Genomic DNA, 20,468 nt, shown 5'->3' on the forward strand with positions numbered 1-20,468 from the left:
TTCGATCAAGGGATGCACGGACATAGGCTGGCTTCCTTTCTGACGGCGCCCCGGTGGGCGCATCGATAAAAAGGAGGGGCTACCGAACAAGTTGGCGCCCCTCCCCCACTCATTTGCCCTCCGCCGCCCAAAGCAGTCGAGAACGACGGGGGCGAAAAGATTCACGCTAACTCGAGACGGCCGCTAGCACTCGGCGTAGCCGGAGGAGATGAAGTTCTCCGCCGCGCCGATCAAAGGCGCATCCCCACCGAGCTCGCCGCCGACTATGGGCGTGGCGGCGACGGGCGGCATAGCCTGGCTCTTGAAGCCCTCTGCCATGGCATCCGACCAGTTGGGGCCGCACTGCGCGACGGAACCGGAAAGGATGACGCACGCCGGGTCGAGCATGTTGCACATGCTGCCCAGTACTTCGCCCAGAGCGAGGCCGGCGCGGTGCTCCGCACCGATGGCAGCCTCGTCTCCCGCGGCAGCGCGAGCGTCGATCTCCGCGCCGTGCATAGGGGTGCCGTCCTCGCAGAACTCGTCGCCGCCCAGGCGCACGTACTCGCGGATGATACCGGGGCCGGCCGCGATAGGCTCCAGGTGGGCGCTGGCGCCGCAGGGGCACGGAACGCCCGCCGCCGCGGGGCAGCAGACGTGGCCGATATGCCCGGCCTCGTCATGGGCGCCCAGCATGATATGGCCGTGCTCGACGAACGCGCCGCCGATACCGGTGCCCACGGCGACCACCAGGCAACTGGACGCATCGCGCCCGCCGCCGTGGCGCGCCTCGCCGAGCGCGTGGGCATGAACGTCGTTGAGGACCCGGCAGGGCAGGCCGCAGGCCGCGGTAACCTCCGCACCCAAGGCGGTTCCGCCCCAGCCGGGCATGATCTCGTTGGCGTACGTGATGTCGCCGCTGCGGGGATTCACGACGCCGGCGCTGGAGATGCCGACGCCCACGGGCTTAGCACCGCTGCGCTCGATGGCGGCTTTCACCTGGTCTATAACGGTAGCGAGAACATGCTCCCCGCCAAGTTGCGGATCGGTTGGGACCTTTACCACGCTCTCCACGACGGGAGCATCTCCGCCAAGGGTTACCAGACCGCACGCGATCTTGGTGCCGCCGATATCGACGGAAACGATCGTCTGAGTATCCATGAGAAATCTCCTCTTTCAATTCGAACCGGTCGGACGAGTACGGCCCGGGGCCCTACAGCAGGCCGTTGTCGACGAGGACCTTGCGGATGGCCTCGACGTTCTCGCCCTCGAGCGCCTTGACGGGACGAGGCATGGTGGGGCTATCGAACACGCCCATGAGGTGCATGGCGGTCTTGAAGGCGCCGACGCCGCCGGCGTAGCCCTGGACTCCCGTGGTGACGTCCCAGATATGGCTTATCTCGTTCAAGCGGTCCTGCTCGGCCTTGACGGTCGCCCAGTCTCCTGCCTGCGCTGCCTTCCACATGCGTACATAGCCCTCGGGCTCAACGTTGGCGAGGCCCGGCACGGAGCCGTCGGCGCCACCCAGGTACGCGCCGTCGACGACGACCTCGTGCCCGGTCAGCAGGGTCAACGGGTGACCAAGCTTCTCGTTCTCCTGAACCAGGTAGCGGAAGGACACGTCGTCACCGGAGGAATCCTTGACGCCGGCGAGCACGCCCTCGGCGCCGAGCTTGGCAAGGAGCTTCCAGGGAAGCTTGGTGTGGACGCACACGGGGATGTCGTAGGCGAAGATGGGGAGGTCGAGCTCCTCGTGCAGGATGCGGAAGTGCTCCTCGACCTCGGCCATGCCGCCCAGGGCGTAGAACGGAGCAGTGGCGACCAGGACGTCGGCGCCGAGCTCCTGCGCGACGCGACCGTGCTCGAGCACGCGCTCGGTCTCGGTATCGATGATGCCGACCATCACCGGCACGCGATGGTCGACGATGCGGACGGCCTCGGAGATGATCTGGCGACGACGCTCGTCGGTGGAGAACACGACCTCGCCCGAAGACCCCAAGAAGAACAGGCCGTCGACGCCCGCATCGATCATACGGTTGATGCTGCGCTCAAAGGAGACGACGTCGAGCTGGTGATCCGAGGTATCGGGGACGACGACGGGCGGATAAACACCGGTGAACTTGGCAGTAGTCATAGCGACAACTCCTTCTCTTATCGCCCCGGGCTCCATACCCGAGACTATTGATCAACGAACGCGGAGCCCGGCCCCTAACGGCGGGCACCTGAATTGTACTCATCTCTCGACGGAACTGAATCGCCTATTCGGTCGAGAGCAGATACGCGAGCGCACGGTCCTCGAACGCGTTGATGCGCTCGCGTCCGTGCTTTGGATAGATGATATGGCGACACGGGCACCCCATGCGATTGACCAGCGCGAACTGATCCTCCACCTTGTCGGGCGCATCCATAAGGCCGGTACCCACAAGGGTTGGGCAGACGATGCGCCGCGCAAGGTGGACAAGGCTTCCGCAATCCCCGCACAAGGCGGGCGCGCAGGGATTCGCCGCGGCGCAACGCGCGATATCGCCGCCCGAAAGAGCCGCGACACCCAAAGCGAGGGCTCCCCCCAACCCTTCGCCCCACGTCGAGATTGAAGAGGGGTCGAGCACGGAGACGGCGCGGGTCGCCGCCTTGAGGGCGATCGCATCGAGAAGAACGTCCTCGAACGGCCCTTCTTCCTGATCAAGGGCGAGGACCGCCATGCCAACGCCCGCGAAACGGGTCATATGATGCCAGCCACGAACCGGCCTGCCCGCATCGTGGAACATCAGAATCAGCGGATGCGCGCCCTGCCCGGAGGGAAGCACGAGGCGCGCGCGGATCGAGCGGCCGAGGCTCTCCCCCGACACGCTCCAATAGCAAGCCGCCGGATTGCCCATATCGATCCGCTCCACCGTGACGCGCGCGGCAGCGTCGGGATCGACTGAGCCGGCAAGCGCATCGATGCGCTCATCGAAGGCGCCGTCGGCGTCTTCGCCCCTCCACGTCGAAAGACGCGAAAGGGTCGCGGACACGGTGCCGGGAATCGCCGCCGCAGCGGGCGAGATGAGTTCCATTACGTTTGATTCGAGCGCCATGCCTACATCGCCTCGCAAAAGAACGCAATGATCATATCGTCGAACGATTGGATCTCCTCGTGGCCGAAACCCTCGAAGAACTCATGGCGCTTCTCGCAATCAAGATTGTTGAAGACGGCGAACTGGGTAGCGACGGGGCAGACCGAATCTGCGGTACCCGTGCCGAAGAGCACCGGGCATGAGACCATGTGCGCGAAATTCTTCGTATCGATATACGCGAGAGAGCCGAACGCCCGATCGATATCCCCACCCTCCGCATCGAACCAGCGGGTGAAATATCGAAGGCCCTCGTAAGCGATATCATCGGCGCCCAGGTCCCAGACCAACCTGAAATCAGACAGGAAGGGATACAGTATGGCGGCCCGATCGATCGCATCGCGGTTGAGCGCGCACGTGGCGAGCCCCAAGGCACCGCCCTGGGACGCGCCGTTCACGAAAAGGCGCGAGTGGGCGAACTCCGGACAGGTCTGGACGATTCGCATCATGATGCGAATGTCTTGATGCAGCCTGACGTAATAGAGCTCAGCGGGGTCGCCGGACAAGCCGGCGATGATGTGGCCGCTGACCGTTGGACCGGGATACCCACCGAGATCCTGCGAGGGGCCGCCTTGACCCGGGCAATCTAAAGCGAGCACCGACATTCCCATGCCGACAAACGAGCACTGCTCGAACCAACTTCGACTCGATCCGGGATAGCCGTGGAACTGAAGCACCAACGGATTGGACGAATCGCTCGTCACGCTACCGTCCGCGAGCCGAGAGGCGCGTCGGATGTATTTGGCATGCAAGCGAGACCCGTCGATGCCCGAGAACCAGACATCGAGAAACTCGCACGAGGGCGCATGGGGCAGCTCGGCGCGGGCGATATCGAACTCAAGCGCGACCGCGTCGGCCTCGTCCATACGCTCAGCCCAGAACGCATCGAAATCACTTGGGCAGGGGTCGCTACCCCGGTATGAAGACAGCTCTCCGTCATGCATCCAAGCCATAACCCCTCCCTTCATCGGATATGCGAACCGAAGCGGCACTTTCCACGAACGCGCGCCCGACGGGGTGCCGGACGCGCGAACCTGTCTATGAATTGCGACTACTCACCGAGCTTAGGATGCAGCAGCGAGGGCGCGGCGCCAAGCAGCAGCTTGGTGTAGGGGTCCTGCGGGTTCTCGAAGACCTGCTTAGCGGGACCCTGCTCCATGATCTGGCCATGGTTCATGACGATGATCTTATCGGAGATGTAGCGGACCGTCTGGATGTCATGGCTGATGAACATCATGGACAGGCCAAGGTCCTTCTTGAGGTCGGTCAAGAGGTTGAGGATCTGGGCGCGAACCGACACGTCGAGTGCGGAAGTGGGCTCGTCGGCGATGATGGCGCTGGGGTTCAGCGACATGGCGCGGGCGATGGCGACGCGCTGGCGCTGGCCGCCGGACAGCTGGCCGGGAAGGGCGCGAAGGGCGCTCTTGGGAAGGCCGACCAAGCCGATAAGCTCGTTGATGCGCTTCTCACGTTCGGCGGGGCTTCCCACCTTGTGGACCAGCAGCGGGTCGAGCAGCTGATCATGGACGATCATGCGGGGGTTCAGAGCCGTCGCGGGATCCTGGAAGACGACCGAGACCACGCGACCCATCTGCTTGCGCAGATCGGCGGTGCGCTTGGTGACGTCCTGGCCCTTGAAGTAGACCTTGCCGGACGTGGGGCTCTGCAGGCCGCACATGACGTTGGCGGTAGTGGACTTGCCGCAACCGGACTCGCCGACGATACCGATGGTCTCGCCCGGCATGAGCTTGATCGAGACATGGTTGACGGCGTGGACCAGGTTGGGATGGAGGAGCGAGCCCGTACGGGTCTTGAACGTGACGGAAATGTCGTCGAGGAAGATGATGGGCTCCTTCTCGGCATTCTGCGCAGCGCTCATCTACATCACCTCCGAGGCAGTCTTGGCGCTGATGGTCTCAAGGTAGGGCGTAAGGCCGTTGGCCTTGAGGTAATCGTCCGGAAGCTCCGAGTAGCGATGGTACTTGCCCGGAACGGACTTGATAACGGGATGGACGTCCAGGCCAAGGGTGGGGTGGCTGGAGCGCGGTGCGAAGCGGTCGCCGCGGGGGAAGTCCTCCGGAGAGGGAACCGAACCGGGAACCTGATGCAGGCGCGTACCGTCCTTGGCGCCCTCTTCGATGGAGAGGACGGAGCCAAGCAGGCCGCGGGTGTACTCGTGGATGGGGTTGGTGAGCAGCTCGACGGTGGGAGCCTGCTCGATAACCTGGCCAGCGTACATAACGGTGATCTCGGAGCCAACCTCGGCCACCAGGGCAAGGTCGTGCGACACGAAGATCATAGCGAAGCCGAGCTTTGCCTGAAGGTCGTTCAGGAGCTTGATGATCTGCTTCTGAACGGTAACGTCCAGCGCGGTGGTGGGCTCGTCGCAGATGATGAGCTTGGGGTCGCGGGTAAGAGCCATAGCGATAAGGACGCGCTGGCGCTGGCCGCCGGACAGCTCGTGCGGATAGCTCTCGAGCGTGCGCTGCGGATCGAGGCCGACGAGCTCGAGGAGCTCCTCGGCGCTGCGGGTGCCACCGCGGCTGGTAAGCTGCTTCATCTGGCTGGAAATGAGCATGGAGGGGTTGAGCGAGGACAGGGCGTCCTGGTAGACCATGGCGATCTCGTGGCCCAGAAGCTGACGATGCTCTTCCTTGGTGAGCTTGAGCAGGTCCTTGCCATCAAACAGCACCTGGCCGGTAATCTGCTCGCCGGGGTCGGTAAGGCCCATGATGACCTTGGTGGTAATGGACTTGCCGCAACCGGACTCGCCCACCAGCGCCATGCACTGGCCGGGGCGGACCTCGAAGGACACGCCGTCGACAACCTTAACGTCGCCGTGGCTCTCGAAGCTGATGGAGAGGTCCTTGACCGCGAGCAGGGGCTCGACGGACAGGTCGGGCACGTGGCGGTCGGTGCGCTTGAGCTCGACATCGCGCAGGGCGCCGAGACGACGATTCAGGGACTCAGCCTGCTGCTCGTAAGCAAGAACGGGATTATTGACCAGGATGTCGTCGGCGCGGTTGGACTCGGAGTCGTTGGACTTGACGGGGGCGCCGGGCTTGGCAGCCATGGCGTCGGTCAGGCCCTCGGAAAGGATGTTCAGCGCAAGGCAGGTAACCATAATGGCGATGCCGGGGAACAGCGCCTGCCACCAACGGCCGGCAAGTACGCCGCCGCGGGCGTCAGCGAGGATGTTGCCCCATGTAGCCGTCGGCTCGGTGATGCCCGCGCCGATGAAGGTAAGGGATGCCTCGAAGATGATGGCGTCTGCGACCAGGGTGACGGTAAAGACCATGATGGGCGCGATGCAGTTGCGCAGGACGTGCTTAACGAGGATCCAGGGGGCCTGGGCGCCGGACACGATGACCGCGCGGACGTAGTCCTCGCCGTATTCGGAAACGATGTTTGCTCGCACGATACGAGCGATCTGCGGCGTGTACATGAAACCGATGGAGAAGATGATGGCGGGCACGGAGTTACCGAGGATCAAGACCAGAACGGCTGCCAGGGCGATGCCGGGAACCGACATGATGATGTCGAGCAGGCGCATGATGACCTCGGACACGGCCTTGCGGGAAACGGCTGCGACGGCGCCGACAATGGAGCCGCACACCAGTGCGAACAGGGTTGCACCAAAGCCGATGACCAGCGAGTAGCGACCACCGTAGAGCATGCGGGACAAGATGTCTCGACCCTTATCGTCCGTACCGAACAGGAAGCCGCCACCGGGCGCCTGGCGCGCGGTGAAGATCTCCAGCGGGTCATGCGGAGCGAGTACGGGAGCGAGGATGGCGGTAAGCGCCACGAGCACGAGAAGGATGAGGGAGATCTTGCTTCCAAGCTTCATGTTCTTGAAGCCGCCGAACTTAAGGCCCTTGGAAGCGGCATCCTCGAGGCGCTCGGTCTGTTCTTCACGAATCTTAACCATGGCCTACACCGTCCTAATGCGCGGGTTGATGAGCAGATACAGCATATCAACGATGATGTTGATGATGACGAAGGCGAGCGCGACGACGATGACGACGCCCTGGACGAGCATGGTCTCGCCACCGGTGATGCCAGCGAGAATCGCCGTGCCCATGCCGGGGAGGTTGAAGATGACCTCGATGACGACGGCGCCGCCCATGAGGTAACCGATCTTGAGGCCCAGCGTGGTAACGGGGGTGATCAGGGCGTTGCGAAGCACGTTGCGGGCGATGACCACGAACTCGGGAAGGCCGCCGCCGCGAGCAGTGCGGACATAGTCCTTGTCAAGCTCCTCGACCATAGCCGTACGAACGATACGGGTCATCTGGCCGGTCAGCGGGAACGCCAAGGCGATGGCGGGCATGAGCATGCGCGCAAGGTAGCCGCCAGGGTTGGTGGTGAAATGCGGCAGAGGACCGGAAGCCGGCAGCAGGTGCATGTAAGACGAGAACACCAAGATCATCAAGACTGCCAACCAGAAGGAAGGCGTAGCGATGCCGGCGATCGAGAACACGCGGATCAACTGGTCGGGCCACTTGTCGCGGTAAAGCGCCGCGATGACGCCAAGCACGAACGAAACGATGGCGCCGATGATGAGACCGATGAAGGTCAGCTGCATCGTAACGGGCAGGGCCGTGGCGATACGGGAGGACACGGACGTGCGCGCTGCGCCGTAGGTGCCAAGGTCGCCGTGGAGCAGACCGCCGATGTAATTCACGTAGCGCTCGGGCAGCGGGTCGTTAAGACCCTGCTCCTCCATATACTGCTCGATCGCTTCCGGCGAGGCGCCCTCGCCCAGGGCGTTTCGCGCGGGAATACTCGGGTCGGTGAACGACATGAGGCCGAACACGAGCAACGTGACGCCGAGTGCCATGATGGGCAGCGCGACGAGACGTCGGCCAATGAGGCGCAAAAGATTGTTCACTGCTTCCCCTCTCTCTACTGATACTGCAGTAAACGATGAATGGGGGGTTCAGGTAGAGCGAGTCACCCAAACCCCCCACTTCACGTACTTTTTGTCACGCGCGAAGGCGTGCTCGTGAAACCGAAATTACTCGGTAACAGTGGTGCAGTCGATGAAGGACATACCGGTGGTGCCGATGCCCTCGAAGCCCTCGATGCGGACACCCTCGGCGTTGGGGTTCTCGCTCCAAGAGGCGGTAGCGGTCTTGACCTGGAGAACCGGGTACAGGACAGCCTGCTCGGCGATCATGTCGAAGCACTTGTTCCAAGTCTCCTGCTGCTCGTCGCCGGTCTGGCCCAGAGCGGAGGACATGAGCTCGGTGAGCTGCTTCCACTCAGCGGACTCGCTCCAGCGGGCACGGACCTTCATCCAAGCGTTGTCGCCGTACCACCAGTTCATGAGCAGGTCGGGGTCGGCGCCGAAGCAGGAAGGATCGCCAGGGGCGAGCAGGAGGTCGAAGTCGCCGCCAGCGTCGATGTCGGCGTAGGTATCGGCGGAGGTGCGGGTCACGATCTCAGCGTCGAAACCGAGCTCCTTGAGGTCCTGCTGGACCTGGACGGCCATGGTCTTGACCTGCTCGTTGTCCGTGGTGAGGAGCTTGATGGCGCCACCGGTAGCGCCGGCCTCCTCCAGGAGGGACTTAGCCTTGTCAACATCATGGGTGTAGACCGTGGAGGCCTCATGATAGTTGGTGTAGGACTTGGGCAGATAGCAGGTGGGGGCGGAGGCGAGGCCAGCGAACGCGTTCTCGATCATCTTGTCGTAGTCGAGAGCGAACATGATGGCCTGGCGGGCCTTGACGTTGTCCCACGGAGCCTTCTGGGTGTTGAAGAGCATGAAGCGGGTGCCGAAGCCGTCGACGACGTCGATTTTGCAGCCGGCGGACTCGAGCTGCTCGACGGCGTCAGCGGTAACCATCTCCATGACGAGCGTGGAGCCTTCCTGCTGAGCGGTGACGCGAGCGGTGGGGTCGACCAGGATGTCGTAGTGCAGCTTCTTGTCCTTGGCAGGATGATCGCCGTTGTACTCGGGGTTGGGGACCATGTCGACGGCGGAGTCGGAGATGGACTCATACATCCAGGGGCCGGAGCCGACGGGCTTGGCGGTCATGTCCTCCTTGGTGGAAGAAGCAGGGACGACGCGAACGATCGCCAGGCGCTCCTTCAGCAGGGAGAAGTTGGGAACGGTGGTCTTGACGGTGACGGTGGCGTCGTCCTTCTTCTCGACGGAGGCGATGGGAGCCAGCATCGGGATGTAGATGTTGCCCTCGGCGGTAGCGCGGACGAAGGACTCGACGATGTCGTCAGCGGTCACGGCGTTGCCATCGGAGAACTTGGCGCCGTCGCGCAGGGCGATCTCATAGGTGGTATCGTCGACCTGCTCGGGGTCGCCGGCGGCCAGCTCGTTGTAGACGCTGTAGTCATGGAAGTCCAGGCCGTACAGACCCTCGACGACATGCCAGTTGGTGCCGCATGCAAGAGCGGAGGAGGTGCTCGACGGATCGAAGTTGGTGGTGGTGTAGGCGGAGCCTGCGGTGATGGTGCCGCCGCCCTTGGTGCCGCCCTCGGCCGGAGTGGAGCCAGCGGGCTTGTCGCCGCCGCCACCGCAGCCGGCGAGACCCAGGCCGGCAACTGCGGCAGCGCCGCCAGCGAGACCGAGGAAGGAACGCCTGTTCATCAGATCGTGCATAATAGCTCTCCAATCACTAGAGCTTTCACGCGGCAGGGCAAATCCCGCCGTGCAATTTACGGACAACCTAACAATACCGACCACATCCGAACGCTCGGTTGTCCGCTCGGCGAGCGTTACCCTGAATCGCGCATACGGAAAAACCGACCGTTCACGGATTTGTTGACTTATTATTGCCAAGGTGTTATTGAGAAGACCACTAATACCAGTTTATTTCGAGCTTGTTTCGTATACATTTGTACATTATTAGAGTTACCCCAGTTGAGCACTCTACTTTAGTAAACCGCCCTATCACTCTCGTTTTTTATCGAATTCTTTCAGCCTTTTTTCTTCATACCACTTGTTATAACCAGATGACAAAAAACATCCCGTGAAACATGCCGTTCACGGGATGAAAACTTGCACTTTACCGTTTGTTATGACAGAGGATGAAAAATGTGCTAGGCAGCCTTATGCGCGAAGGGTATCGTAAAGCGCCCGGGCAACGTCCTCGCTTACACCCTTTACCGCCGCGATCTCATCCACGCTCGCCTCGCGCAGTCGCTTCATGGAGCCAAAGTGCTTCATGATGTCCTTTTTGCGACGCGGGCCTATACCCTCCACCTCGTCCAAAATAGATACGGTCATAGCCTTGTCGCGAAGCTCGCGGTGGAACGTGATCGCAAAGCGGTGGGCCTCGTCGCGCACCTGCTTGATGAGGTAGAGCGATGCCGAGCCGGTGGGAAGCACAACGGGAGTCTCGTCCCAGGGCACAAAGACCTCCTCGTCCGCCTTTGCCAGACCACACACGGGGATGTCGAGCCCCAGCTCTTCCAGCTGCGTGAGTGCCGCGGTCAGCTGCGGCTTGCCGCCATCGACCACAAGTAGATCCGGCCGCGAGCCAAAGCGTTCGTCCGCCATGCGCTCTGGAGCATAGCGGCGACCCAGGACCTCTTGCATGGAAACGAAGTCGTTCGCCTCGTCCAGCTCAGCGCGGATCTTGAAGCGGCGGTATTGCGATTTGTCCGCGCTGCCGTTGGTGAACACCACCATGGACGCCACGGTAAACCGACCGTGGATGGTGGAGATGTCGAAGCACTCGATGCGAAGCGGCGGCGCGGGCAGGGCCAGGGCGCTCTCCAGCTGAAGCAGGGCCTGGTTGGTGCGGTCGTCTGCATAGCCGGTGCGCATCATGTAGCGAAGCAGCGCATGGCGGGCGTTTCGCTGCGCCGTCTCGAGCAGGCGGTGCTTCTCGCCGCGCTGGGGACGGTGCAGGCGGCACACGCGCCCGCGCTTGGAGGTAAGCCACTCCCCTATCATCTCGCCGTCTTCAAGCTCGCAGGCGACGTCGACCTCTGCGGGGATATCCGCCGTCTCGTCGTAATAGCGCTTGACGAAGCCCTCTATGAGCTCTTCTTCCGAGACGTCGAAGCCCTTGTCCAGAATGAACTCGCAGGTGCGCTGCGTGCGGCCCTCGCGGACTACAAAGACGCAGGCCCCGGCGATTGTCTCCTCGCGGTAGAAGCCGATGACATCGATATCCACGCTGGTTGGGAACACCACCTGCTGGCGATCGTCCAGCCCGTCGATCACCTCGAGGCGGCGCTTGACGCGGCCGGCACGCTCGAAATCAAGCTCCGCGGCGGCAGCGGACATTTCCTCTTTAAGGTCTGCGATGAGGTCGCGACGCTGGCCGGACAAGAAGCGCTCCACACGGCGCACGTTCTTGGCGTAGGAGTCCGCGTCGATCATGCCCGCGCACACGCCCGGACCGCGTCCCACGTGGTAATCGAAACAGGGGCGGCCCTTCTGCGCGCAGATAAGACCGATGAGGTCCGCATCCTGGGGGCTTTTCTCCAACAGGCGGCGCACGCGCTTCCACTCCGTACACGACGCGCTGCAGATGGGGCACACCTTGCGCAACGTATCGATGGTCGCCCGCGCCGCGCGGCTGTCCGTGTAGGGGCCGAAATAGCGCGTATCTGGACGATGCTTCTCGCGCGTGTACTTGATAGCGGGAAAGACGTCGCCCTTGGTGATGGCGATGTAGGGATAGGACTTATCGTCCTTGTAATCAACGTTGAAATAGGGATGGTATTGGCCGATGAGGTTTCGCTCGAGCACAAGCGCCTCGTGCTCGTTGTCGACCACGATGTAGTCGAAGCTGGCGACCAGCTGCATCATGAGGGGAATCTTTTGGCGGTCGTCCTGCAAGGTGACGTACTGGCGCATGCGGGCGCGCAGGTTCTTGGCCTTGCCCACGTAGATAACCTGGCCGGAAGCGTCTTTCCACAGATAGCAGCCGGGATCGGTGGGCACCTGCGCCACCTGCTCGGCGATACTCGGCACGGGACCGCCCGCGATATCCATGCAGCTCCTCCCAAACGCTGTAGATTCCTCGTCCAAAAACGCACCGTGCGCACCGCCGTGAAAGCAAGGGCACGGCCATGCGGTATCATGTCCCCTTAGCGACCGCGCGCCGAAGGGCCGCGCGACCTTGCCCGTGAAACATCTCGATGCAAAGGGGACGAATATGGTCCGCATCTCGCATGATGCATCTATCCTACCAGTCATCTTGGGAGGCGACATTGGCGCCTACGCTATTGGACGCGAGTTCCACGAGGCATACGGCTGCAAGGCGATCTCGCTGATTCAGGAGCCCATAGGCATCATCAAGCATTCGCGCATTTTTGAACACGTTCGCTGCACCACCACCGAACCGGAGGAGATCTGCGATCACGTGCGCCGCATCGCGGTGCGCAACCGCGATAAGACCGTGGTGCTGATCACCAACTCCGAGCCGTGCATCCCCGCCGTCAACGCCGCCAAGGCGCAGATCGAGGGCATAGTCTCGCCCACCCCGTCCGCCGAGGTGATCGCACAGGTCTCGAACAAGAACCGCTTTAACGAGCTATGCCGCGCGCACGGCCTGGACACGCCCGCAACCGAACTGGTGCGCTTGGCCGGAAACGAGCCGATCGCCCCCAGCAAAATCGCTTTTCCCCTGGTTGCCAAGCCCGCGTACTCGCCCGAATACGCCAGCTTTATCAACATGGGCTTTAAGAAGGTCTACTTTATCGAGCGCCAGGAGCAGCTGGACGAGCTATGGGCCAAGCTGCGCGACGCCGGGTTCGCCGGCAACTTTTTGGTGCAGGAGCTTATCGGCGGCGACGACACCTATATGGACAGCGTCACCCTCTACATAGATAGCCATGGCAAGACCACCATGTTTGGCGGCGCTCAGGTGTTGCTGGAAGACCACGCGCCCTCTATGCTGGGCAACCCCGTGGCCATGATCACCCAGCCCATGGACGACGTATGGGACAAGTGCGCCCACATGCTCACCAGCATTGGCTACCGCGGTTTTGCCAACTTCGATATCAAGCGCGACCCCGCCACGGGCCGCCGCTTGTTCTTGGAAGTAAACCCGCGCATTGGCCGCAACTCGTTCTACAACTGCGCGGCGGGGGCAAACCCCATGGCGTTTTGCGTTGAGGACCTGGTTTGCGGACAAGACGTCGAGCCGGTGCGCATCACCAACGAGATCCTCTACTCGCTGGTGCCCACCCGCCTGCTGCGCCGCTACGTGCGCGACCCGGAACTGCTGGCGCGCGTCGACCGCCTGGTGAGCCAGAACCGCGTGTTTGACCCGCAGCGCTACGCCGCGGACCGCTCGCTGCGCCGCATGGTGGACGTGGAGTTGACGGAGAACAACCAGTACCGCAAGTTCGCACGCTACTACCCCGAGCCCACCGAGACCTCGTTCTAGCGTCGCTCGGCGGCTGCGGCGGCGCGCCTTGCCGCGTTGATGCGCGCCGCCGAGACTGACGCAAAAAACGGTCAAAAGTAATACCCGGAACTCGCGTATTACTTTTGACCATTTTGAACCGTTTCATATGGTCCCCCGTAATACCGATTTTGGAATTGGTATTACGGGGGACCACTTTTTCTCAGATTTCTGGTTCTTTTTAATACCAATCTTAAAATGTGTATTACAGCGAACCATTTTACCCTCATAAAACGGCCCGATTCGATACATGTATTACAACGGGCCGTTTTCCAAGAGCACAAAGCGACGGGCACGAAAGGCCACGCACGGAAGGCATGGCCACAAAAACCTACTTGAACAGCCTGCGATACAGCTTGAGCGAGCCCTCCCATACGCCAAACAGCGGGCTCAGCGGCTTATCGAACGTGCCGATCCACTGCGTGGGCTCCTCGATAAAGAGCATCTTAAACTTGCTGATACCGTCGTTGAGCAGACCGTTGAGATCGTAGAGCACAGCTCCACTCTGTTTTGCCTCAAGAATCGCCGTCCACTTGAGCAAATAGTTGGCGCGCTTTGTTTTACCTTCCTCGTTCACGCCGCCCCAGAGCTCAAACGCGGCAGCAGGCGTGGTGACGTTCCACAAAAACGCGAGCAGGCGACCTTCGCACTCGGCGACAAAGACCTGGTTCACATCGTCCATAGCGTCAAATGCCACCTGGTAGTAATGGTCGTCATGGATAAAGAAGTTATCCTCTTCAGCCGTCTTGTGATAGAGGTCGAGGATGGCCGGCAGGTCCTCACGCGTTGCACGACGCACCTCGACGCCCATGCGCCCGGCCTTGCGAATGTACTGGCGGGCCTTCTTGGAATGAAAGCTCTTGAGAATGGCATCCTCATCCGGCACGGTATCGATCACCGCGGTGTTGGCGATCAAGATGGTGCTCCCCTGCTTCCAACCGTCATTGAGGGTCACGCCGGACACGCCCGGGTCGATCTTGAGCGAAACGGCGTGCACGTGCTCGCGGCACCACTGGGCGATAAGGTCCGCAGCGCGGGGCAGATCGGCGACATCCTCAACAATGGGACCGCGCGGAGAATAGCAGATGCTCTTGAACGGCCAGGGAAGCTTGCGCACCAACACCAACGCGGCGCAGACAAACGTGCCGGCGTCCTCGCACACCACATGATGCGCGGTCCAAGAACCGGTCTGCTCCTTGAGCGATCCCCAGCCCCAAGACTGCATGGGGTGGCCGTTATGGGTTCGGACAACCTGGTCCCAGGCCTCTTGCGTATCGATCAGACGATATTCCACGGTTGATACTCCATCTATCTCTAATATCCGGCAACCATGCCGGGCTTCATTACAAAGATCTGCAGACAGGTAGGTGGACGATGAAGGGCGGCGCGGCCAGAAACGGGTCCCGCCCCCGCTGTCCTATGCCCTGCGCACCAGGCGACCCACCTTGCCAAAGATAGCGTCGAAGAACGGCGCCTCGGACTTATGCATAGCGTATGACAAGCCATAGCACATAATCAAGGATGGGATACCGGCAGCGCAGGCATAGATCAAGCCGCGCATCATGGATCCGCCCACTTCGCCCGCAAACATGTTGAGGGCAAGCAGGATACCGGCGCCGGTCGCCGCGCCCAACAGGCCAAAGACCAGCCCGCGCACGCAGCTGGACACCACGGACGAAAGGCCCAGGGAACCAATCTCGCGGCGAACATTCAAAATGGTCACCACGTCGACGGCGATAAAGAAGAACGTGGAGCTAAACGGAACCACGTACAGGCCGTAGACGGGAGTGAGGACGATGCAGAACGTCACCTGCACCACGGCTGCCACGCAGGTGGCGATGGCGTAGAACTTCATGCGCATAAGCGAGGAGCATACCTTCTGCAGATAGGTGGACAGCGCGTAGAACGGCAACGCCACGGCCTGGACCTGCAGGTAGGCAGCCGTAAGCGCGGCATCCTCGGCATCAAAACCGCCAATGACCGCGATGAGCACCGGGGCGAAGACGATCAGCAGCAGCGAGCACGGAATGAGCGTGAACATAAGCTTGCGCATGCCGGAGACCAGCGCGCGCTTGTAGGCGTCCATGCGGCCCGCAACGCGGAAGTTGGACAGCTCGGTAAACATGGTGACCGAGATGGGGATCGCCAAAATGGAGTACGGCAGCACGTACCACACGCGCGAGTAATACGCGATGGCGGCGCCGTTGGCCGTGACCTGCAGGGCGCAAGAGGACTGCACGGCAGACGTTGGGAACGACGCGAACGTGACCACCAGCGTGGGCAGACCGATAGCCAAGGTCTCCTTGATGGCGGGGTCGTGCAGATCGACGCGGAAACGCAGGCGTACACCGTGGCGCGCCAGGGCGGGTATCTGCATAAAGACCTGCGCGGCGACGCCCAAGGGATTGCCCACGGCCAAGATGATCAGCGCCTGCTCCCACGTGAGGATGCCGCTCTTGACCACATATGCATACAGCGAGAACGACGCGATGGTGATGACGTTGTTCACAATGGGAGCGGCGTTGCTCCAAAAGTAGTCGCGTTCCGCATTGAGTACGCCGGAGATAATGGACGAAAGACCGTACAGCACGATCTCGAACGCGAAGAACCTAAAGAACCATACGGCGAGGTCGAAGTTGAAGTCAGAGCTGGCACCTGCGGACTGCGTCCAAATGAGCGGCGCCGCAAAGATAAAGCTCACCACGGACATCACGCCCATGAGCATGACAACGAGCGAGAGCAGGTTGGACGCGTAATCCGCCGCGCCCTGGCGTCCCAGACGCTTGCGTACGGAAACGTAGACGGGCAAAAACGAGGTGATGAGCATGCCGCCCATGACCAGCTCGTACAAGAAGTTAGGCATAGTCGAGGCAACCGTGTAGCAGCTCGCCACCGCCATAAGGGCGCCGGACAGCGCGTTGGCCTGGGCCATGGTGCGGCCAAAGCCGGTGATGCGGCTGATGATGACGAGGATGCTCGCCGTGTTCGCCTTTTGCGAGGCGATCTGCTCGACCTCCTCCTCGCTCTCAAAATCCTCGTCCATAGCTGGAATTACACCCGTGGACTCAACGGGTTCAGATTCCAACGCAGCATCCCCGCGGGCGGCCGCATGGGCGCGAACGGCAGCATGCGACGGGCTAGCGTGCGAAACCAGAGCTGCATGGTCGCCACCAAGCGTGCCGGTCACGCCGGCGTCGGCGAACAGATTGCCGGTGGCGAAATCGCTCCCCTCCTCTGCCACAAGCTCGGAATCAGCAGGGAACAGATCGCCCACGTTGTCCATCTCGCCCATAGGCTGCACGGGAACGGGGGCCAGCGCCGCCTCTAAACGCGAGCGCTCCGCGGCAGACAGATAGACAGACGTCTCGTCCGGTCGGCGCATGGGCATGCCATCGCCCTCAAAGCGCGTGCGCGCAGCGACTAGAAACGCCGTCGTCTCATCGGGACGAGGTGCCTCGCTCCTTACGGTGGGCTTGGACGCAAAATGCCTGCCTCGCGGTCGTTCGTCCATATCCATTGGGTCCCCCTTAGGTCCCTTCATTGTTCCATAGTCTCTTAACTATAAATCAGGCTCCGGGAATGACCCGAAGCCTGATAATCATCACACGTTGACGTGTTTTCTATGTAACTGCAATCTCGCGAACGGATTAAACCGGAGAGCCGCCGCCCATATACGTGGAGCTGCCGGTGTTGAGCGTAGCGGTAACAACGCCAACGCCGGGCATGGAGGCGTGAACGTAACGGCCGCCGCCAATGTAGATGCCCACGTGGTAGATCGAGGTTGCGCTGTAACCCCAGAAGACCAGGTCACCGGGTTTCAGCGAGCTTGCGGAACGCACCAGGTGACCCTTGGACTGAACCAGGTTGAACTGGCCTTGCGACCAATGGGTGATGGAATAACCAACCTGCGCGTAGCTGTAAGACACCAAGCCGGAGCAGTCGAAGGTGTTGGGGCCGGCAGTACCGTATACGTACTCCTTGCCCACCTGCGCCAACGCGATATCGACCACGCTAGAAGGAGCGTTGCCGGAATCGGAGCCGTAATCAGGAGTGCTGGGCTTGCTGCTGCCGGACGAGCTGTTGTTGTTGGAACCGGAGTTGCTGCCGGAGCCGGAGTTGTTGTTCGAATTGTTGTTCGAATTGCTGTTGGAGTTGTTGTTCGAATTGTTGTTGTTGGAGTTGTTGGACGAGGAATTGTTGTTGGAACCACCGTTGTTGGTATTTCCAGCATTACCCGTGTTGGAAGAGCTGTTGTTGGACGAGGAGCCGTTGTTCTGCTGCTGGGCGGCCTGCTGCTTCGCATACTCCTCCTGGGCGATGCGAAGGGCCTCCTCCTCGGCAAGCTGCTCCTTCAGCTGGCTATCGAGACCGCTGTAGAAGGTCTGCTGCGCGTTGACGCGAGCGGCGACCGTGTCGGTCTGCTGCTGCTGATCGGCGACAAGCTGCTTCTGCTCGGCCTCCTGCTTGGCCAGGTCCTCTTGCTTGCTCTCAAGCTCGGACTTAGCGGCACGGACGGCATCGATTGCCTGCTGATCGCGCTCGGCAATCTTGTTCGCGTAGAACATGCGAGAAAAAAGCTCGCTAAAGTCATTTGCACCAAGGATGACGGAAAGAAGGCTCGCGTCACCACGCTTGTAGCTATCGGACAGGCGACCGCTCAGTTCCTCCTGAGCCACCTTGAGCTCTGCTTCCTTCTCAGAAATCTCGGTCTTGGTGGCCTCGATCTCAGTCTGGACGTTGCTCAGGTTGGTCTTAACCTCTTGAAGCTTATTACCAGCGAGCTCGAGTTCCTGCGTGTAACTCATAAGCTGGGCATACGCCTCGTTAACGCGCTGCTGCAGCTGGTCAGAAGGCTCAGCGTAGGCGGGCTGAGCGGGAATAGTGCAAGCCGCGAGTGCAAATGCAGTGGCAACCGTAACAGCCGCGCGAGTACGTTTTAGCATCATTTCATCGACCTTTTCTATCGACGGCGGACCGTTCTATACTAGCAGCCCCGCAACCATCGCGCCAATGACATTCACGTCCTCAACACCTTTCAGACCGTTTACAGGCCCCAATCACACGCTCGCGTCCGTCGCACGGCAAATGTCGGCAAACGTCGCCGCGCAATAAGTTCCAAGGTCATCGGGCGTGATTTCAATCTGCGCACCGCGGCGTCCGCCAGAGATCATGATGGTGTCGAATAATTGTGCAGTTTCATCGATGAGTGTGGGAAAACGCTTCTTCATGCCCACCGGAGAGCACCCGCCGCGGACATAACCCGTTGTTGCAAGTAGGTCGCGAACATGCAACATCGACAGAGACTTCTCCCCCGCCGCTGCTGCCGCGCGCTTAAGATCCAGCTCCTCGGCAACCGGGATGCAGCACACCACATGACCGCCCTCGGGCGTCGCCGTCACCAACGTCTTGAACACGCAATCGGGATCCTGCCCCAGCACGCTGGCAACATGCTTACCGGATAAATCGGATTCGTCCACCTCATACGTATGGACCGTATAGGCGAGCCCAGCGCTATCGAGTTCACGCATTGCATTGGTCTTCTGAAGCTTCTCGCGCTTTGCCATCGCGCTTCCTCCTTTTGATCCCCGCGCCCCGGCTCCGTAGGCGAACCCTCGGGCTGATTACTTGGACGAGCTTTTGGGTGGAAACCCTCTAAAACTAGTCCCGATACAACAAAGGCCCCACGAGGAGGCCTGAAAAAAATCTGGAGCCGGAGGAAGGATTTGAACCTAGAATCTGCGGAAAACGAGACCGCCGCTCTAACATTGAGCTACACCGGCATATATGGGCTGCTCTTGCAGCGAGATATATAGTACGCGCGCTTGCCGCCGCACACGGGGCCGAAGGGGAATATGCACATCTTCAACACGAAGCCTCATCGCGAGGCGACCGACGGGGCCCTGGCATGGCCCCTTCACGCCCCTACGGTGAGCTCTCTGGCACCCAAAGGAATCCATCACCCCGTCCCCCGAATACGTACGCGCCGCATGCCGACAAGACAGAATATTCCACACAATCGCGGGGAAAATGGAATAGTTAGTATGTTCTGGACGAGTACAGTCCGGATCCGGGCTTGCCCGGCAAATTTGAAAGGAGCATATACATGCTACTGGAAGGCAAGAAGGCAGTTATCACCGGCGGCACCCGCGGCATTGGCTACGCGATCGCAGAGCGCTTTATCGAGGAGGGCGCCGTTGTAACCGTCTTTGGCTCCCGCCAGGAAACCGCCGACGCCGCAGTCGAGAAACTGCTGGCAGCGCACCCCGATGCCAAGGTTTGGGGCCGCACCTGCGACCTTACCTCCCTTGACGCCGTGACCGAAGCCTTCAAGGCTGCCGCCGAGGACATGGGCGGCCTTGATACCGTCGTCAACAACGCCGGCATCTCCCAGTCCACCCCGCTGCTGGACTACACCGCAGACGAGTGGCAGAAGGTTATGGACCTCAACGTCACCGCGGTCTTCAACGGCTGCCGCGCCGGCGCGCAGATCATGACTGAGGCGGGTCACGGCGGCACCATCACCACCACCAGCTCCATGGTCTCCAAGTACGGCCAGCCCTCCGGCTGCGGCTACCCCACTTCCAAGTACGCGGTCAACGGCCTCACCCAGTGCCTGTCCCGAGAGCTCGCGCCCAAGGGCATCCGCGTTAACGCCGTCGCCCCCGGAATCACCAAGACCGACATGGTCGCCGCGCTGCCCGAGAAGATGATCGCACCGTTGATCGCCACCATCCCGCTGGGCCGCATCGGCGAGCCCGAGGACGTCGCGAACGCCTTTGTCTACCTGGCAAGCGATATGTCCTCTTACGTGACCGGCGCCGTCATCCCCGTCGACGGAGCAGCCCGCTCCTAATCGCGCCGCATTAATAGCGCCGCATTAATCGCGCATCGCGCTAGGCATAGCTCGAACAGAGGGCCCCGGCATTGTGTCGGGGCTCTTTTTCTCCAGCACTACCAAACAAGAAAATGGCACGTTTTAATACCTCAT

The 20,468-nt window shown here is 61.3% G+C and carries 15 protein-coding genes; 2 read left to right on the forward strand and 13 right to left on the reverse strand.

All coding sequences use genetic code 11. From position 1 onward, the window contains the following. Window positions 1-183 precede the first annotated feature (183 nt). The 9 genes from B3H65_RS08445 to uvrC all read right to left on the reverse strand — a co-directional run bounded on the left by B3H65_RS08445 (window position 184) and on the right by uvrC (window position 12,063). Window positions 184-1,140 carry an ROK family protein gene (locus tag B3H65_RS08445; protein WP_117678971.1) on the reverse strand — a complete coding sequence of 319 codons (957 nt, stop codon included), beginning with the start codon at window positions 1,138-1,140 and terminating at the stop codon, window positions 184-186. 52 nt (window positions 1,141-1,192) lie between these two features. Beyond that, window positions 1,193-2,113, reverse strand: a complete 921-nt coding sequence (locus B3H65_RS08450; RefSeq protein ID WP_286684883.1) for a dihydrodipicolinate synthase family protein — start codon at window positions 2,111-2,113, stop codon at window positions 1,193-1,195. 124 nt (window positions 2,114-2,237) lie between these two features. Next, entirely contained in the window at window positions 2,238-3,056 is an 819-nt protein-coding gene (locus tag B3H65_RS08455; protein ID WP_117678969.1) for an acetylxylan esterase, read from the reverse strand. Between the two features lie 2 nt (window positions 3,057-3,058). Further along, a complete protein-coding gene (locus B3H65_RS08460) occupies window positions 3,059-4,045 on the reverse strand; it encodes an acetylxylan esterase (protein WP_270480423.1) in 987 nt (328 codons plus the stop codon). A 98-nt stretch (window positions 4,046-4,143) separates the two neighbouring features. Further along, window positions 4,144-4,971 (reverse strand): ABC transporter ATP-binding protein, encoded by an 828-nt coding sequence (locus B3H65_RS08465; protein WP_117678967.1) that lies wholly within the window; start codon window positions 4,969-4,971, stop codon window positions 4,144-4,146. After that, window positions 4,972-7,023, reverse strand: coding sequence for a dipeptide/oligopeptide/nickel ABC transporter permease/ATP-binding protein (locus B3H65_RS08470; RefSeq protein WP_286684884.1), 2,052 nt, complete (start codon window positions 7,021-7,023; stop codon window positions 4,972-4,974). A gap of 3 nt (window positions 7,024-7,026) precedes the next feature. Then, entirely contained in the window at window positions 7,027-7,986 is a 960-nt protein-coding gene (locus B3H65_RS08475; protein ID WP_009140063.1) for an ABC transporter permease, read from the reverse strand. 126 nt (window positions 7,987-8,112) lie between these two features. Further along, window positions 8,113-9,714: an ABC transporter substrate-binding protein gene (locus tag B3H65_RS08480; protein ID WP_286684885.1), complete on the reverse strand. Its 1,602-nt coding sequence runs from the start codon at window positions 9,712-9,714 to the stop codon at window positions 8,113-8,115. A gap of 450 nt (window positions 9,715-10,164) precedes the next feature. Next, window positions 10,165-12,063, reverse strand: a complete 1,899-nt coding sequence (uvrC, locus tag B3H65_RS08485) for an excinuclease ABC subunit UvrC (RefSeq protein WP_286684886.1) — start codon at window positions 12,061-12,063, stop codon at window positions 10,165-10,167. 163 nt (window positions 12,064-12,226) lie between these two features. Here uvrC and B3H65_RS08490 point away from each other — a divergent pair, with 163 nt between their 5' ends. After that, a complete protein-coding gene (locus tag B3H65_RS08490) occupies window positions 12,227-13,462 on the forward strand; it encodes an ATP-grasp domain-containing protein (RefSeq protein ID WP_286684887.1) in 1,236 nt (411 codons plus the stop codon). A gap of 349 nt (window positions 13,463-13,811) precedes the next feature. Here the strand turns inward: B3H65_RS08490 and B3H65_RS08495 are convergent, their stop codons facing one another. The 4 genes from B3H65_RS08495 to ybaK all read right to left on the reverse strand — a co-directional run bounded on the left by B3H65_RS08495 (window position 13,812) and on the right by ybaK (window position 19,044). Next, window positions 13,812-14,774: a lipid II:glycine glycyltransferase FemX gene (locus tag B3H65_RS08495; protein ID WP_286684888.1), complete on the reverse strand. Its 963-nt coding sequence runs from the start codon at window positions 14,772-14,774 to the stop codon at window positions 13,812-13,814. Between the two features lie 123 nt (window positions 14,775-14,897). Continuing rightward, a complete protein-coding gene (murJ, locus tag B3H65_RS08500) occupies window positions 14,898-16,997 on the reverse strand; it encodes a murein biosynthesis integral membrane protein MurJ (protein ID WP_286684889.1) in 2,100 nt (699 codons plus the stop codon). Window positions 16,998-17,127: 130 nt separating this feature from the next. After that, the gene (locus tag B3H65_RS08505) at window positions 17,128-18,426 is read right to left on the reverse strand and encodes an NlpC/P60 family protein (protein WP_286684890.1); all 1,299 of its coding nucleotides are present in this window, start codon (window positions 18,424-18,426) and stop codon (window positions 17,128-17,130) included. Between the two features lie 111 nt (window positions 18,427-18,537). Next, the gene (ybaK, locus tag B3H65_RS08510; RefSeq protein WP_286684891.1) at window positions 18,538-19,044 is read right to left on the reverse strand and encodes a Cys-tRNA(Pro) deacylase; all 507 of its coding nucleotides are present in this window, start codon (window positions 19,042-19,044) and stop codon (window positions 18,538-18,540) included. A 539-nt stretch (window positions 19,045-19,583) separates the two neighbouring features. Between ybaK and B3H65_RS08515 the strand changes: the two genes are divergently transcribed. Then, window positions 19,584-20,333 (forward strand): SDR family NAD(P)-dependent oxidoreductase, encoded by a 750-nt coding sequence (locus B3H65_RS08515; RefSeq protein ID WP_286684892.1) that lies wholly within the window; start codon window positions 19,584-19,586, stop codon window positions 20,331-20,333. Window positions 20,334-20,468 lie beyond the last annotated feature (135 nt).

Source organism: Collinsella sp. UBA1693, assembly GCF_002320115.1.
Taxonomy (GTDB): Bacteria; Actinomycetota; Coriobacteriia; order Coriobacteriales; family Coriobacteriaceae; genus Collinsella; species Collinsella tanakaei.

Excerpts from the sequence above, each read along its gene's own strand:
- B3H65_RS08445 (WP_117678971.1), bottom strand. The coding sequence starts at position 1,140 with ATGGATACTCAGACGATCGTTTCCGTCGATATCGGCGGCACCAAGATC.
- B3H65_RS08450 (WP_286684883.1), bottom strand. The coding sequence starts at position 2,113 with ATGACTACTGCCAAGTTCACCGGTGTTTATCCGCCCGTCGTCGTCCCC.
- B3H65_RS08455 (WP_117678969.1), bottom strand. The coding sequence starts at position 3,056 with ATGGCGCTCGAATCAAACGTAATGGAACTCATCTCGCCCGCTGCGGCG.
- B3H65_RS08460 (WP_270480423.1), bottom strand. The coding sequence starts at position 4,045 with ATGGCTTGGATGCATGACGGAGAGCTGTCTTCATACCGGGGTAGCGAC.
- B3H65_RS08465 (WP_117678967.1), bottom strand. The coding sequence starts at position 4,971 with ATGAGCGCTGCGCAGAATGCCGAGAAGGAGCCCATCATCTTCCTCGAC.
- B3H65_RS08470 (WP_286684884.1), bottom strand. The coding sequence starts at position 7,023 with ATGGTTAAGATTCGTGAAGAACAGACCGAGCGCCTCGAGGATGCCGCT.
- B3H65_RS08480 (WP_286684885.1), bottom strand. The coding sequence starts at position 9,714 with ATGCACGATCTGATGAACAGGCGTTCCTTCCTCGGTCTCGCTGGCGGC.
- uvrC (WP_286684886.1), bottom strand. The coding sequence starts at position 12,063 with ATGGATATCGCGGGCGGTCCCGTGCCGAGTATCGCCGAGCAGGTGGCG.
- B3H65_RS08490 (WP_286684887.1), top strand. The coding sequence starts at position 12,227 with ATGGTCCGCATCTCGCATGATGCATCTATCCTACCAGTCATCTTGGGA.
- murJ (WP_286684889.1), bottom strand. The coding sequence starts at position 16,997 with ATGGATATGGACGAACGACCGCGAGGCAGGCATTTTGCGTCCAAGCCC.
- B3H65_RS08505 (WP_286684890.1), bottom strand. The coding sequence starts at position 18,426 with ATGATGCTAAAACGTACTCGCGCGGCTGTTACGGTTGCCACTGCATTT.
- ybaK (WP_286684891.1), bottom strand. The coding sequence starts at position 19,044 with ATGGCAAAGCGCGAGAAGCTTCAGAAGACCAATGCAATGCGTGAACTC.
- B3H65_RS08515 (WP_286684892.1), top strand. The coding sequence starts at position 19,584 with ATGCTACTGGAAGGCAAGAAGGCAGTTATCACCGGCGGCACCCGCGGC.